This is a genomic window from Sneathiella sp. (assembly GCF_036960985.1).
In the GTDB taxonomy this organism is placed as follows: Bacteria; Pseudomonadota; Alphaproteobacteria; order Sneathiellales; family Sneathiellaceae; genus Sneathiella.
Window position 1 is genome coordinate 1 of record NZ_JBALWD010000026.1, and the last position, 14,432, is coordinate 14,432.

At 47.6% G+C, this 14,432-nt stretch carries 14 protein-coding genes; 11 read left to right on the forward strand and 3 right to left on the reverse strand.

Annotated elements, in window-relative coordinates:
• Together V7723_RS14090 and hutI are read right to left on the reverse strand one after the other, a co-directional pair.
• Positions 1 to 324: aromatic amino acid lyase (locus V7723_RS14090; protein ID WP_335685124.1), on the reverse strand; the 324-nt coding region annotated here is incomplete at its 3' end.
• Positions 311 to 1,546, reverse strand: a complete 1,236-nt coding sequence (gene hutI / locus V7723_RS14095; protein WP_335685125.1) for an imidazolonepropionase — start codon at positions 1,544 to 1,546, stop codon at positions 311 to 313. The genes V7723_RS14090 and hutI, both read right to left, overlap by 14 nt.
• Positions 1,547 to 1,606: 60 nt before the next feature.
• On the opposite strand from hutI, the gene V7723_RS14100 reads away from it, so the two are divergent.
• Entirely contained in the window at positions 1,607 to 2,977 is a 1,371-nt protein-coding gene (locus tag V7723_RS14100; RefSeq protein ID WP_335685126.1) for a formimidoylglutamate deiminase, read from the forward strand.
• Between the two features lie 32 nt (positions 2,978 to 3,009).
• Complete coding sequence (hutC, locus tag V7723_RS14105) at positions 3,010 to 3,750, forward strand: histidine utilization repressor (RefSeq protein WP_335685127.1); 741 nt, start codon at positions 3,010 to 3,012, stop codon at positions 3,748 to 3,750.
• On the opposite strand, the gene V7723_RS14110 is transcribed toward hutC, so the two are convergent.
• Complete coding sequence (locus tag V7723_RS14110) at positions 3,747 to 5,285, reverse strand: trimethylamine methyltransferase family protein (protein WP_335685128.1); 1,539 nt, start codon at positions 5,283 to 5,285, stop codon at positions 3,747 to 3,749. The two genes, hutC and V7723_RS14110, sit on opposite strands and share 4 nt — an antisense overlap.
• An 85-nt stretch (positions 5,286 to 5,370) precedes the next feature.
• On the opposite strand from V7723_RS14110, the gene V7723_RS14115 reads away from it, so the two are divergent.
• From V7723_RS14115 to V7723_RS14155, 9 genes are all read left to right on the forward strand, one after another.
• Entirely contained in the window at positions 5,371 to 5,571 is a 201-nt protein-coding gene (locus V7723_RS14115; RefSeq protein WP_335685129.1) for a hypothetical protein, read from the forward strand.
• The gene (locus V7723_RS14120; protein WP_335685130.1) at positions 5,568 to 8,006 is read left to right on the forward strand and encodes a GcvT family protein; all 2,439 of its coding nucleotides are present in this window, start codon (positions 5,568 to 5,570) and stop codon (positions 8,004 to 8,006) included. Before V7723_RS14115 ends, V7723_RS14120 begins: the two co-directional genes overlap by 4 nt.
• Before the next feature lie 142 nt (positions 8,007 to 8,148).
• Positions 8,149 to 8,835, forward strand: coding sequence for a corrinoid protein (locus V7723_RS14125; RefSeq protein WP_335685131.1), 687 nt, complete (start codon positions 8,149 to 8,151; stop codon positions 8,833 to 8,835).
• Positions 8,836 to 8,861: 26 nt separating this feature from the next.
• Positions 8,862 to 9,461 (forward strand): DUF1638 domain-containing protein, encoded by a 600-nt coding sequence (locus V7723_RS14130; protein WP_335685132.1) that lies wholly within the window; start codon positions 8,862 to 8,864, stop codon positions 9,459 to 9,461.
• Between the two features lie 6 nt (positions 9,462 to 9,467).
• Positions 9,468 to 9,773, forward strand: coding sequence for a virulence factor (locus tag V7723_RS14135; RefSeq protein WP_335685133.1), 306 nt, complete (start codon positions 9,468 to 9,470; stop codon positions 9,771 to 9,773).
• On the forward strand, positions 9,766 to 10,317 hold the full coding sequence (locus V7723_RS14140) for a methylenetetrahydrofolate reductase C-terminal domain-containing protein (RefSeq protein WP_335685134.1): 552 nt from the start codon (positions 9,766 to 9,768) through the stop codon (positions 10,315 to 10,317). The genes V7723_RS14135 and V7723_RS14140 overlap by 8 nt, the downstream gene beginning before the upstream one ends.
• Positions 10,314 to 11,405 carry a methylenetetrahydrofolate reductase gene (locus V7723_RS14145; protein WP_335685135.1) on the forward strand — a complete coding sequence of 364 codons (1,092 nt, stop codon included), beginning with the start codon at positions 10,314 to 10,316 and terminating at the stop codon, positions 11,403 to 11,405. Before V7723_RS14140 ends, V7723_RS14145 begins: the two co-directional genes overlap by 4 nt.
• A 91-nt stretch (positions 11,406 to 11,496) precedes the next feature.
• The gene (locus V7723_RS14150; protein WP_335685136.1) at positions 11,497 to 12,402 is read left to right on the forward strand and encodes a methyltetrahydrofolate cobalamin methyltransferase; all 906 of its coding nucleotides are present in this window, start codon (positions 11,497 to 11,499) and stop codon (positions 12,400 to 12,402) included.
• Entirely contained in the window at positions 12,395 to 14,431 is a 2,037-nt protein-coding gene (locus V7723_RS14155; RefSeq protein WP_335685137.1) for an ASKHA domain-containing protein, read from the forward strand. The genes V7723_RS14150 and V7723_RS14155 overlap by 8 nt, the downstream gene beginning before the upstream one ends.
• Position 14,432 lies beyond the last annotated feature (1 nt).

Consider the following 14,432-nt stretch of genomic DNA (forward strand, 5'->3'; position numbering starts at 1 on the left):
CGTTGCTTTCATCGCTAAAATAAGCCGAACGATTGAATCAGGTAGATTTGGACCGATCCCTGTTGAGTGGGAAAGCACAAGGTTTTTTTGCAGATCTTTGAGGTTCTCCGTCGGAATAACCTCCTGAGCCAAACGGCCAAAGCCGGTATTGATGCCATAAACCGTTTTATTCTGATCTACGATACTTTGAACTGCGTCCGCGCTTTTGGCAACAGCGGGCCAACATTCCGGGTCGAGCTCGAGGTTAACTGGCCCTTCGTAGATAGTTCGCAAATCGGTTAGGCTTAAATGACCTGCTTTGATGTTCAATTTAATTATTGACATATTCTTGTCCAAAATATCTTAAAAACAATGGGTTAGATCCGATACCTTGAGTTAACTCGGAAGGGTGATCTATATCCCAGATGGCGAGATCGGCCCGCTTTCCAATTTCGAGCGTACCAATTTCTGACTCCATGCCGAGCGCCGCGGCGGCATGGCGTGTAAAACCGGCTAACGCCTCTTCCGGCGTCAAACGGAATAAAATGGCAGCCATATTCATCATCAAGAGCGGCGATGTTGTCGGCGATGAACCAGGATTACAGTCAGTGGCGAGGGCAATGGGCACCCCGTGTTTGCGTAATAACTCAATAGGCGGCTTTTTTGTTTCGCGAAGAAAGTAAAAAGCGCCCGGTAAAATGACAGCGACGGTGCCGGATTTTGCCATAGCCATCACACCCTGTTCGTCCAGATATTCGAGATGATCTGCGGAAAGAGCATTAAAGTGTGATGCTAACTCTGCACCTTTTAAGTTACTTAATTGTTCGGCATGCAATTTAACGGGAATACCCAATTTTTCAGCGACTTTGAATAGTTGTCGAACTTGTGTTTCTGAAAAGGCAATTTTTTCACAAAAAGCATCAACGGCATCGACGAGACCGAGTGTATGAGCTGTAGGCAGCATTTCGTGACAGACCTTCGCCATATACCCATCTGAATCTCCAGAAAATTCCGGCGGTAAGGCATGGGCACCAAGAAAGGTTTTTTTGACACGGACAGGATTAATTTCACCCAGATGTTTAGCGACCTCAAGCATTTTAATCTCGTTTTCCAGATCCAATCCATATCCGGATTTAATTTCCACAGTTGTTACGCCGCACGCCATCATCGCCTCAAGCCGTGGTTGGCTTGTGGCAGCTAGTTCTGCTTCGCTGGCGTCCCGGGTTTGTGTAACTGTTGAAAGGATGCCACCGCCTTTTTTAGCAATTTCTTCGTAAGAAGTGCCGTTTAAAGCCATTTCAAATTCTTGGGCACGATTTCCTGCATAAACAAGATGAGTATGACAATCAATTAGGCCCGGAGTGATACACCGACCTTCGACATCTGTTACTTCGACACTATCAGAAAGGGTTTTCGGATCCAGATCGTCAAGATGGCCCATCCAGGTGATTTTCCCAGAACTAATTCCGAGTGCCGTGGCGGCATCCATCCCATATGGCGCTTCGGCGGGTATCATGCTTGCAATCTGGGCGTTGGTAAAAAGCCGGTCGATTTTTCCCATTGCCATTTTCATTTTGCCCTTGGATTAAAAATTGTATATACAAATTATTATGATAGGAATGGGCAGATGATCAAGCATTATTTTTCGGATATTCTAAGTGGCGGACGATGGCTGCAGGATCTGCTGATGACAGTTGATCCATCTGGGTCAATCATTTCTCTTTCCAAGGGCTCCTCAAGTGAGGCCGATCATAGCCATACGGGATATGCCGTGCCAGGAATGGCGAATGTCCATTCTCATGCTTTTCAGCGCGCCATGGCAGGCCTGGCGGAGTTTAGCGGGAATGAAGCGGATAGTTTTTGGAGTTGGCGCAATGTCATGTATTCTTTTCTGGGCGAGATTAGTCCGGATCAGCTTCAGGCAATTGCAAGCCAACTCTATGTGGAAATGCTGAAAGCCGGGTTCACTTCCGTAGGAGAATTTCATTATCTGCATAATGATACAGACGGTCAGGCCTTCTCCAATCCAGCTGAAATGAGCGACAAAATTGTCGCCGCAACGTTGGAAACTGGAATCGGTTTAACGCTACTGCCAGTTCTATATCAATATGGTGGCTTTGGAGCTATGGAACCCAAGGCTCAGCAAAGACGCTTCACACATAGCCTCGATCATTTTGTTGATCTAGTCGACAAATTGCAGAAACGAGTGCCAGATGTGGCAGGAATGAGTATTGGGGTCGCCCCACATTCTCTACGAGCGGTAGATCCAGAAGCATTGATGGGCTTATTGAACACTATTTCCGCGGATATGCCTTGTCATATTCACATTGCGGAGCAAAATCAGGAAGTTGAAGACTGCGTCAATTGGTCGGACCAAAGGCCAGTCGAGTGGTTAAACAACAATGTTGATTTATCCGACAGATGGTGCCTCGTTCATGCAACACATTTAGTGCCAAATGAAATTGCGGCTATTGCAAATTCAGGAGCTGTTGTTGGTCTTTGCCCAATCACGGAAGCAAATTTAGGTGATGGGCTTTTCCCGGCGAGTGAATTCATGGGGCAGGGCGGCCGAATTGCCCTTGGCTCGGACAGCAACATTTTGATCTCGCTTGCAGAAGAATGCCGCTTACTTGAATACGGACAACGCTTGAACCTTCAATCGAGAAATATACTTGGAAGTAAGAACGCGTCCACAGGCGAACGGATATTTTTAGAAGCTGTGACCGGGGGTCATCAGGCGCTTGGTCGGCCCGGAAAATCCGGACTGGAGGTCGGCGGTCAAGGAAATTTTGCTGTTCTTGATCCTTTGCATCCTTCGATAATTGGTAAGCCAAAGCATACTGTTATCGATAGCTGGCTGTTTGCAGGCGATAATTCAGTGGTAAAAGATGTGGCCATTGATGGCAAGTTGGTGGTAATTGACGGACATCATTCCTCTGAAGAGGTAATAAAAGAACGTTTTGGTAAGGCCATGACTGAACTGGTCGCCAGTTTATAAGAATCCAGCGACGGTGGAGTAGTGAACTCGGTATGAATATCGCGACGCAATTAGACATCAAAAAAACTGACCCGCTCTATATTCAGATTAAGCGGCTTATCGTTGGAAAAATTCAATCCGGTGCCTGGAAAGCCGGAGATAAAATTCCAACAGAGCATGCATTGGTTCGGGATTTGGATGCATCGCGGATGACCATTAATCGGGCTCTAAGAGAATTGACGCAGGATGGTGTACTTGCACGGAGGCAAGGATCCGGAACTTTTGTGGCACCAGCAAAATTGGAAACAGGCCTGCTGGAAATCAAGAATATTGCCGATGAAATTGAATCCCGTGGAAACCAGCATAATTCCGAGATATTGGTGTTGCAAACTGTCGTTGCACCTGACGACATTTCAATTGTAATGAGTGGGACTGCAGGTAATTCCTTCTTTCATTGTGTTCTACTTCATCGTGAAAATGGAGAACCTGTTCAGTTGGAAGACCGTTACGTAAATCCAAAGCAGGTGCCGAATTTTCTTAAGCAGGATTTTGCATCGGAAACACCGAGTGGGTTTCTTATCCGAACTGTCCCCTATAGTCGGGCTGATCACCGTATAAGTGCCGAAATTCCCAGTGCCGATCAAAAAGAATTACTGAATTTGAAAGAAGACGAACCGGTTCTGACACTTGAGCGGCATACCTATGCTGAAGTCGATGTAATCACGACGGTACGCCTCTATCATCCGGGAAGCCGGTTCGCTTTTGGAGGAGCTTTTACCCCTGATCGGCACTAAACATTTGAATCCGGAAATTCATTTTTTCGATTTTCCATAAAGGCTTGTAATGATTCATCAATTCCTGGATCTAAGGCTGGCGCCTGATAGTCGTTTAGCATTTGTTTCCAGGTTTCGTTAGCACGCGTCGCCGTGTCCTTACTGCCGTCACTTTGCCATTGTTCTACGGAATTATTGTCCGCGATCCGAGATCTATAGAAAGCGTCTTCGAAATTAGCTTGTGTATGGGCGCAACCGAGGAAATGTCCGCCAGGGCCGACTTCGCGAACTGCATCCATGGCCTGTCCGTTTTCGCTGACGTCAATCCCTCGTGCCATCACTTCCATCATGGCACATTGGTCGATATCCATAACAAATTTTTCGTAAGATGAACATAACCCACCTTCCAACCATCCGGCGGAATGCAGTGCAAAATTGACACCTGACATCAAGGTCATAAGAAGTGTTTGCGCGCTTTCATATGCTGCTTGTGCATCGGGTAGCTTCGAGGCTGTAAACGATCCGCCGGACCGGAAGGGCAAATTAAGGCGGCGCGAAAGCTGCGCAGCACCATTTAAGACCAATGAACTTTCAGGGGTCCCAAACGTTGGTGCGCCAGATTGCATTGAGATAGAGCTTACGAAGGTGCCAAATATAACAGGTGTGCCTGGTTTGATGACTTGCGTTAGCGCCGTTCCAGCAAGGGCCTCAGCCAACAGCTGTGATAGGGTTCCAGCCGGTGAGACAGGGCTCATGGCGCCAGACAGGATAAATGGTGAGACAACACATGCCTGATTATTCGCGGCATAAGTTCGCAAAGCGCCCAGCATCGTCGCGTCGAAAGTCATAGGCGAATTCGCGTTAATCAAGTTCAACATGACGCAATTGTTTTGAACAAAATCTTCCCCAAAAACCAAGGACGCCATATCTACACTGTCTTGCGCACGTTCGGGCGCTGTGACAGAACCCATAAACGGTTTGTCCGAATATTTAATATGGCTATATACCATGTCAAAATGCCGTTTATTGACGGGCAAATCTACGGGCTCGCAAACTGTTCCGCCGGAATGATGCATGGCTGGCGCCATGTAAGCGAGTTTCACAAAGTTTTCGAAATCTTCGATGGTGCCATACCGCCGCCCTTTGTCCATATCGTGTACAAACGGAGGGCCATAGACGGGAGCGAAAACAGTATTGTTCCCGCCAATTTGAACATTGTTGGCTGTGTTTCGGGCGAATTGTGTAAATTCTGAAGGAGCTGTTTTCAAGAGTTCTCGGCACAACCCCTTCGGAAAATGAACGCGTTCTCCTTGCACGTCAGCACCTGCGTCTTTCCATAATTGCAAGGATTCAGGGTCGTCGCGAAAATCGATGCCGATTTCTTCAAGAATAATATCCGCGTTGGCTTCGATAATTTCTAAAGCTTCGTCGCTGGTTAAATTCGAGACCGGAATATTTCTCTTTATATAGGGAATAGATTTCCCTGCTTTGTTTTGTCGTGCTTCTTTCCTCGCTTCGCGACCACGGCGGGCTCCACGGGTTCTCGGTTCACTCATTATTTATCTCCAGCGTTCATGAGATAACAGATAAAAAACTGTCTTCGTTGTTATTAAAAACAATTCTCAATCGACGACTAGCGCAATGGCGTCTTTTTACGCTGTTTGTCTGACGATTATAGAACATTTCCGTCAGGAAGCTGTTTGCGAGATTTTACATGGCGGGAAAGGAACAGCGAGCGTCGCCGCGTCGTTAGCAGGAACCACAAGCAATCGTCACGGTATTTTCAGAAATAACGAAGCAGAACAATTGGCGTTTATGCGCGCTCAAGGGACAAAACAATGAAATCACATGCACGGGTCGTTGTCATTGGCGGAGGCGTCGTTGGCGTCAGTACACTTTACCATCTGACAAAAAAAGGGTGGAGCGACGTTGTTCTTTTGGAACGTACGGAGCTTACTGCCGGATCTACGTGGCATGCTGCCGGCTTGTTACCATTGTTCAATATGAGCTACGCTGTCGGCAAAATTCACAAATACAGTGTCGACTTATATAAACGACTGGAAGCAGAGACCGGTCAAAATGTTAGTTTTCATGTGACAGGTAATCTGCGCCTTGCGACAAATAAAGAACGCATGGACGAGTATATGAAATATTGCGGTACCGCGAATACTATTGGCGTACCCTATGAAATTATCACTCCGCAGCAAGTAAAAGAACTCTGGCCGTTAAGCGATACAGACGGACTAGTGGGCGCTCTGTATCATCCGGACGACGGACATATTGCACCTGTCGATGTAACCAATGCTATGGCAATTGGGGCCCGAAATCGCGGCGCGGAAATCTATCGTCAAACTGAAGTACTTTCCATAGAGCAACAACGAAATGGTGAGTGGCTGATTAAAACCAACAAAGGTGATATTACGGCGGAGCATGTCGTGAGCTGCACAGGAAATTACGCCCGCCAGACTTTATCCATGGTTGGGCTCGATATTCCGGTCATCCCGGTCGAGCACCAATATATCGTCACGGACGAAGTCCCGGAACTAGTCGAGCGAAAAAAACAGGGCCTTCCGGAAATGGCGGTTCTACGGGAAAGCGATGCTTCGTACTATCTTCGCGAAGAGCGCCAGGGATATATTCTAGGCCCATATGAAAAAGGAGCGCCGGCCTGTTTCGTTGACGGTGTGCCCGAAACCTTTGGTCAGGATCTGTTTCCGGGGGATTTGGAGCGCCTGATGCCCCATGTTGAGGCTGCCATTGCCCGCGTGCCAACATTTGCTGATGCAGGGATCAAAGACATCGTCAATGGTCCGATTGCTTATACGCCAGACGGAAGCCCAATGATTGGCCCGGCTTGGGGGTTAAAGAATTTCTGGTTGAACGAAGGCCATAGTTTTGGTGTTACGGCGGCAGGTGGTTCTGGATGGCAACTTGCCGAATGGATAACCGAGGGCCAGCCCGGCATTGACATGATGGATGTTGATCCACGACGATTTGGGACTTATGCCACCAAACCCTATACGAAAATAAAGAACGAAGAATGTTATGAGCATGTTTTCGTCATCCATTATCCGGATGAAGAACGTGGCGCCGGACGTCCATTAAAGATGAGTCCATGTCATGATCGCATGGCAGCACGCGGAGCGGTCTTTGGTCAACGTTATGGATGGGAACGCCCCAACTGGTTTGCACCAGAAGGTGTGGAACGCAAAGACGTGTGGAGTTTCCGGCGGTCAAACTATTTCGAACATGTTGGAAATGAAGTCAAGAATATGCGTGAAAACGCTGGCCTCATTGATATTACTAGCTTTTCTAAATTCCAAGTAAGTGGGCCGGGTTCAGAAGCTTATCTCGATCCACTTGTTTGTCGGAAATTACCGAAGGGAATTGGTCGTATTAATCTAAGCCATGCCCTGAATAAAAGCGGGGGAATCCGGTCTGAATTTACGATCATGCGAGATGGACCAGAGGAGTTTTATCTGGTCAGTTCCGGCGCAGCGGAACGATTTGACCATGACTATCTCTTAAAGAATTTGCCGGACGATGGTTCTGTCCGTTTGGACAATGTGACCACAGCACATGGCGTATTGGTTTTGGCCGGGCCACGAGCACGCGATATTTTATCGAAAATAACAGATGCCGATTTGTCTAATGACGGTTTTAAATGGTTGACCGGTCAACATATTACAGTTGGTTTAGCGCCGTGCCGTGCATTACGGGTTAATTTTGTCGGGGACTTGGGTTGGGAACTGCATCACCCAATCGAATATCAAAATCATATCTATGACGCAATCGTCGAGGCTGGAGAAGAGTTTGGATTGTCAATGTGCGGAATGCGCGCAATGGACAGCTTGCGGATGGAGAAAAATTACCGCATGTGGGGCCAGGATTTGACCAGCGAGTATACGGTTTTTGAGGCCGGTCTCGAAAAATTTGTTCATTTGGACAAGGGGGATTTCGTCGGTCGCGATGCTTTGATTGCACAGAAGGAAGCCGGTGTCCCGCAGTCTTTTGTTTGTCTTGAAGTATTAGGGATCAAAGATGCGGATCCAATGGGTAACGAACCGTTATACGATCTTGATGGCAAAATAGTGGGTCGCGCGACTGCAGGAGCATATGGTCATTGGGTCGGAAAAAGCTTGGCACAGGGCTATATAACGGCGGGACTGGAAGCAATAGGCACCCAACTTAAGATCGAAATTCTCGGGGAAAGATACAACGCAATCGTGATTGAGGAATCAATTTTCGACCCTGAAAATAGCCGTCTTAGATCCTGATATTGCATAGAAAACGCAGATTTAGGAAGGCCGTGTCGCTGAAAAATTATTCAATGTCTGAGGCAGGATAGTTTTTACGGGCGTGTTGCCTGAATATTTTTAGATGAAAACAGTAATTTGACCAACTCTGTGGAGCCTTGATATGGACGAAGACGAAATTGACCTCTCTACGTTAGATGATTCTGAACTTGTTGAGCAGATGCATGATGATCTCTATGACGGTTTGGCCGACGAGGTATGTGAAGGTGTTAACATTCTTCTGGGGCGTGGTTGGGTGCCTTATAAGGTTCTGACGGAAGCTCTGGTTGAAGGCATGCGGATTGTTGGCATCGATTTTCGCGATGGTATTTTGTTTGTTCCAGAAGTCTTGCTTTCCGCAAACTCGATGAAATCAGGCATGACTATCCTGAAGCCCTTACTCGCTGAAACGGGAGCGCCAAAAGCCGGTAAAATGGTGATTGGGACCGTAAAGGGCGATATTCACGATATCGGTAAAAACCTTGTGATCATGATGATGGAAGGGGCTGGCTTTGAAGTGATCGATTTAGGGATAAACAATCCCGTCGAAAACTATATAGCAGCCTTGGAAGAGCACGAGCCAGATATCATTGGCATGTCCGCACTTCTTACAACCACCATGCCGTATATGAAAGTCGTCATCGATACTATGAAGGAAAAGGGTATCCGCGATGATTTCATCGTCATGGTTGGCGGAGCTCCGCTCAATGAAGAGTTCGCTGATAGCGTTGGTGCCGATGCATATGGACGAGACGCGGCGATGACCGTTGAAATTGCCCAACGGATGGTCGCCGAACGCCGAGCTGCCTGACTAAACGCTCAGGGAAGGATTGTGAAATGGAGCATTCTCACCCAAAAACCCTGCTGATCGCTTGTGGTGCACTGGCGGATGAAACATTGGCGGTTATTGACGAAAAGAAATGGCGACATTTAGAGATAACGTGTTTGCCAGCAAAACTTCATAATTCTCCAACGCTAATACCTGACGCGATGAGGCAAAAGATTAGAGATAACAAAGCGGACTTTGATCAAATTTTGGCACTTTATGGCGATTGTGGAACGGGTGGTTTGCTGGATAACGTTTTGCGTGAAGAAGGTGTGGAGCGGATACCAGGGGCACATTGCTACGAATTTTTTGCAGGCGCAGATGTTTTTAAACACTACGCTGATGCAGAACCAGGCACATTTTATTTAACAGATTATCTCGCGCGGCATTTCGATCGCCTCATCATAAAAGACCTTGGAATAGAAAGACATCCTGAATTACTTCCCATGTATTTCGGTAATTACAAGAAAGTTCTGTTTCTTTCCCAGACAAAGAATGCGGAACTACAGGCGAAAGCAAAAGCAGCAGCTGAGCGGCTTTCATTAGAATATGAGTACCGCTTTACGGGCCTAACAGGGCTTGAAAACTTTCTCAATAAAAAGGTGGGATAAAATATAGTGGCGCAACTTAGTATTTTATACTGGCGGGATATACCGTCGCAAGTCGTCGTGAAACAAGGTCGTAAAAATGCCAAGGTACTGCTCTCAGAGCGGTTCCAGGTCGCTATCGATATGGCGGCCATGCGTGACGGATCCCATGAAACAGATGCATATCTTGAAGGTTGGCGAAAGGTGACCGCGGAACAGGTTGATGGCGACATGCAGGAAGCAGCGGACACAGCCGCAGCTAAGATTGAAGCCGACTATGACAAAGATGTCGTGAAACGGTTGGTGGCTAATGGAGGGCGTGAATCCGATGCCTAAAACAGCTTATCAGCCTTCACATGCAAGTCCTGTTGTTCGCTCCCGCGCTCTTTTTACCATCAGGCTTTGGTCGGTTAGGCATTCACGGGGCTTGGAGATCATATATAAGCTTCTCGCGAAAACATTCCTAAAATTGCACCCCTTTTGGTCATGGGTTGGCTATCAAAGAGCGGAAAAGCCTGTTGTATTTATTGAGAAAGCAGTGAAGGGATTACTGTTCGATTGTCGGATGTGCGGACAATGTGTTCTCAGCGATACAGGAATGTCCTGCCCGATGAATTGCCCTAAATCGCTGCGCAATGGTCCTTGCGGCGGTGTTCGTGCCAATGGAAATTGCGAAGTGGAGCCGGATATGCCTTGCGTCTGGGTTGAAGCGTGGAAGGGCAGTCAGAATATGCAAAATGGCAATCAAATATTGAAAGTTCAGGAGCCGGTCAATCATTCCTATCGCGGATCATCTTCCTGGCTGCGAGTTACGGCGGAAGACGCGGCCCGGATAGAAAAAGAGAAAATGCCTACCGTAGCGACAGGTGATCTGCATTGACCCAAAACCATTACGGAGATACGGGAGAACCGCTACCCGCGTTGCCAGGCCATTCTTCGCATGGTCGACTGGAGAGAATATTGCGCGCCGGAGAATTTGCGGTGACTGCAGAACTTAATCCGCCGGACAGCGCAGACCCAAATGAAGTGTTTGAGCGCGGTGCTATTTTTGATGGATGGGTCGATGGGATCAATGCCACAGATGGTTCCGGCGCTAACTGTCACATGTCGTCGGTGAGTATATGTGCTTTGCTTACGCGTGTGGGGTATTCTCCCATAATGCAAATATCCTGTCGCGACCATAATCGTATTGCTATTCAGGGAAATGTTCTTGGCGCGGCGGCAATGGGTGTGAATAACATACTGTGTTTGACAGGCGATGGTGTTCAAGCGGGGGACCAACCCGGCGCTAAACCTGTCTTCGACCTTGATTGTATGTCATTGCTCCGAACAATAAAACAGATGCGGGATGAAGGTAAATTCCTATCTGGGCGCAAAATCACAGCGCCACCGCAAGTTTTTTTAGGGGCTGCCATCAATCCATTTGCGCCTCCTTATGAATTCCGGGCACTTCGTTTGGCCAAAAAAATCGAAGCTGGAGCACAATTCGTACAGTCTCAATATTGTTTCGATATACCAATGCTTGAACGATATATGGAGCAAGTCCGGGACCAAGGGCTAGATGAAAAGTGCTTTATACTAATTGGTGTCGGCCCTTTGGCTTCAGCAAAAGCCGCGAAATGGATCCGTTCCAATGTTCCTGGCATACATATTCCGGATAGTGTCATTGAACGCCTGGAAGGCGCCGAAAATCAAAAACTCGAGGGAAAAAATATCTGTATCGAAATGCTTCAGCAAGTGCATGAAATGAAAGGTGTTTCCGGCGCCCATGTGATGGCATATCGACAGGAGGAGCTGGTCGCTGATATTGTTTACGAAGCTGGTGTCCTAAAGGGACGCAAGCCGTGGACAAGGGAAGTCAATCCGGATTTTGAGGCTGTTTCAGATGCGGTGGAAACAGTGAAAGAACAATTAGATAAGTCAATTGATCCCCAAGAAGCGGTTGCTGCCGCTTCTGAGGAAGTCTAAGTCGGTAATGGGAAAGATTTTGGTCAACTTAAGCCTTTAATGGAACAAATGAAACACCGGGTGTTGCCCCTTTATATCAAGGCTAATATGTATGACTGACACTATCATTTCCTCAGCTACCAAAGAAGTTGTCATCGGCTTCGACCGTCCTTTTGTCATTATCGGCGAGAGGATAAATCCAACTGGACGAAAACTTCTAGCGGCGGAAATGAAAATCGGTGATTACAGTCGGGTCGAATCTGATGCATTGGCCCAAATCGCTGCTGGCGCCCAAATGTTGGACGTTAATGCAGGTATTCCGCTTGCCGACGAACCTCGTATACTTGCAGAAGCTATCCAGCTCGTTCAAAGCCTCACAGATGCACCACTGTCAATCGACAGCTCAATTGTCGAAGCCTTGGAATCAGGTCTGGCCGTATACAAAGGAAAAGCGCTGGTTAATTCGGTAACGGGTGAAGAAGATCGACTTGAGACAGTATTGCCGTTGGTCAAGAAACATGGTGCCGCAGTAGTTGCAATTTCAAATGACGAAACCGGAATATCTGAAGATCCGGATGTCCGCTTTGCCGTTGCGAAGAAAATTGTTGAACGGGCTCAGGATTACGGTATTTCGCCCGCAGATGTGGTTGTAGATCCGTTAGTAATGCCGGTCGGTGCTATTAATGATGCAGGCCGTCAGGTATTGACCCTTATTCACAGGCTTCGTACGGAACTTAAAGTCAATACCACTTGCGGCGCGTCGAATTTCAGTTTCGGACTTCCTAACCGCCATGGCATGAACGCAGCGTTTTTATCGATGGCAATTGGGGCCGGGATGACCTCCGCCATCACAAACCCTTTGCATGAGCCAGAAATGGCAGCGGTAAAAGGTGCCAATGTCGTTATGGGTCATGACCCCAATTGTGTTAACTGGATCAAGACGTTCCGTGAACCTGCAGCAGAAGGCAGTGAAGAAATGGGCCGCAGAGGTACTCGACGGCGGAGGCGTAATGCCTAATCACCTGATTGAACAGGAAAAATTACATCTCATTGTTTTTACACCCTCCGGTAAACGCGGGCGATTTCCCGAAGGAACTCCGGTTCTAGAGGCTGCCCGTATTTTGGGTGTTGACATTGATAGTGTGTGCGGCGGACGGGGAATCTGTGGCAGATGTCAAGTAAATCTGACTGCCGGAGAATTTGCAAAACATGGAGTTGTCAGCCGCGAGAATTCACTTTCTCCTTTTGCTGTAGGCGAAGAAAAATTTAGAGAGCGCCGAGGCTTGCCAGAAGGGCGACGATTAAGTTGCCATGCACAATTGATGGGCGATGTAATAATCGACGTTCCCGCCTCCAGCCAAGTCCATCGGCAAGTCATCGTTAAGAAGGCAGATGATCGCAAAATTGAGATGGATCCGGCGATCCGATTGCATTTTGTACAGGTCCAAGAACCGGATATGCATAATCCGTCAGGTGACTTTGAACGGCTTGAGCTGGCACTCAATCAGCAATGGGGCTTAACTGAGCTCGAATGCGACTTGAGAACTTTGCAAGTGCTCCAAAAAACCCTTCGTTCGGGTAATTGGAACGTAACGGTCGCTGTCCACCGAAATAAACGCATTAGCAAAATTTGGCCCGGCTTTCATAATTTGGCTTATGGGCTGGCCGTGGACGTGGGATCTACTACCATTGCAATGCATTTGTGCGATCTTTCTAGCGGTGAGGTCGTCGCCTCGTCCGGAATGATGAACCCGCAAATCCGATATGGTGAAGACCTCATGAGCCGGGTCTCTTATATAATGATGAATCCTGGCGGTGATAAACTGCTAACGGATTCTGTTCGCGGAGGCATAAATGAGCTTATCGCTGAAGTAACAAAACTAGCTGATATTGATCCAGCCGATATTTTGAATGCTGTCTTCGTTGGTAACCCGATTATGCATCATCTTTTGGTGGGTATAGATCCAACGGAACTTGGCGGCGCTCCCTTTGCCTTAACGACGAACAGCAGTTTGACGCTTTGGGCTAGCGAAATTGGGCTTACCTCAAATCCTGACGGTCGGGTATATTTTTTACCGTGCATTGCTGGTCATGTCGGCGCAGATACCGCAGCCGTTATTCTTTCAGAAGCGCCGCATTTACAACGGCAAGTAACCCTTATTGTTGATGTCGGGACGAACGCAGAAATTGTGCTTGGGAATAGTGATCGATTATTGGCCGCTTCTTCGCCTACCGGTCCGGCATTTGAAGGCGCTCAGATATCATGTGGCCAACGGGCCGCGGCTGGTGCCATAGAGCGGGTTCGAATTGATCCCGAAACGTTGGAGCCGAGATTTAAAGTAATCGGTAGCGATTTATGGTCCAATGAAGAAGGATTTGACGAGGAAACCGCGAAGTCCGGCATAACGGGGATTTGCGGTTCAGGTATAATCGAAGTCATCGCCGAAATGTATCTGAGTGGCATTTTGAGTGTCGATGGGGTCATCGATGGATCCTTGGCTAGTAAAAGCCCACGTATTGTTGCTGATGGCCGCACTTTTTCATATGTAATTCGCGATGGCGAGAGTGAGCTGAAAATTTATCAAACGGATGTTCGTGCAATACAATTGGCGAAAGCGGCATTGTACGCAGGTGCGAAATTGCTAATGGATAAATTCGGTGTTGAAACCGTTGAAAGGATTCTACTTACCGGGGCTTTTGGCAGCCATATTGATACAAAATACGCGATGGTTCTAGGTATGATCCCTGATTGTGATTTGAAAAATGTACATGGTGTTGGTAACGCCGCCGGAGTGGGCGCGCGTATCGCGTTGCTAAATAACCAATCACGAACTGACATTGAAAACGTCGTTAAAACCGTAGAAAAAATCGAAACTGCGGTTGAACCTAAATTCCAAGAATATTTTGTCGATGCAATGGCGATTCCTCACAAAAACGCATCCTATCCAAATTTGACAAAGACAGTAAAATTTCCAGATCCGAAGGTTAATTCAGCGGACGAACTTTCCGCTTCAGGGGGTCGCCGCCGCCGCCGCCGCCCCAAGTAAA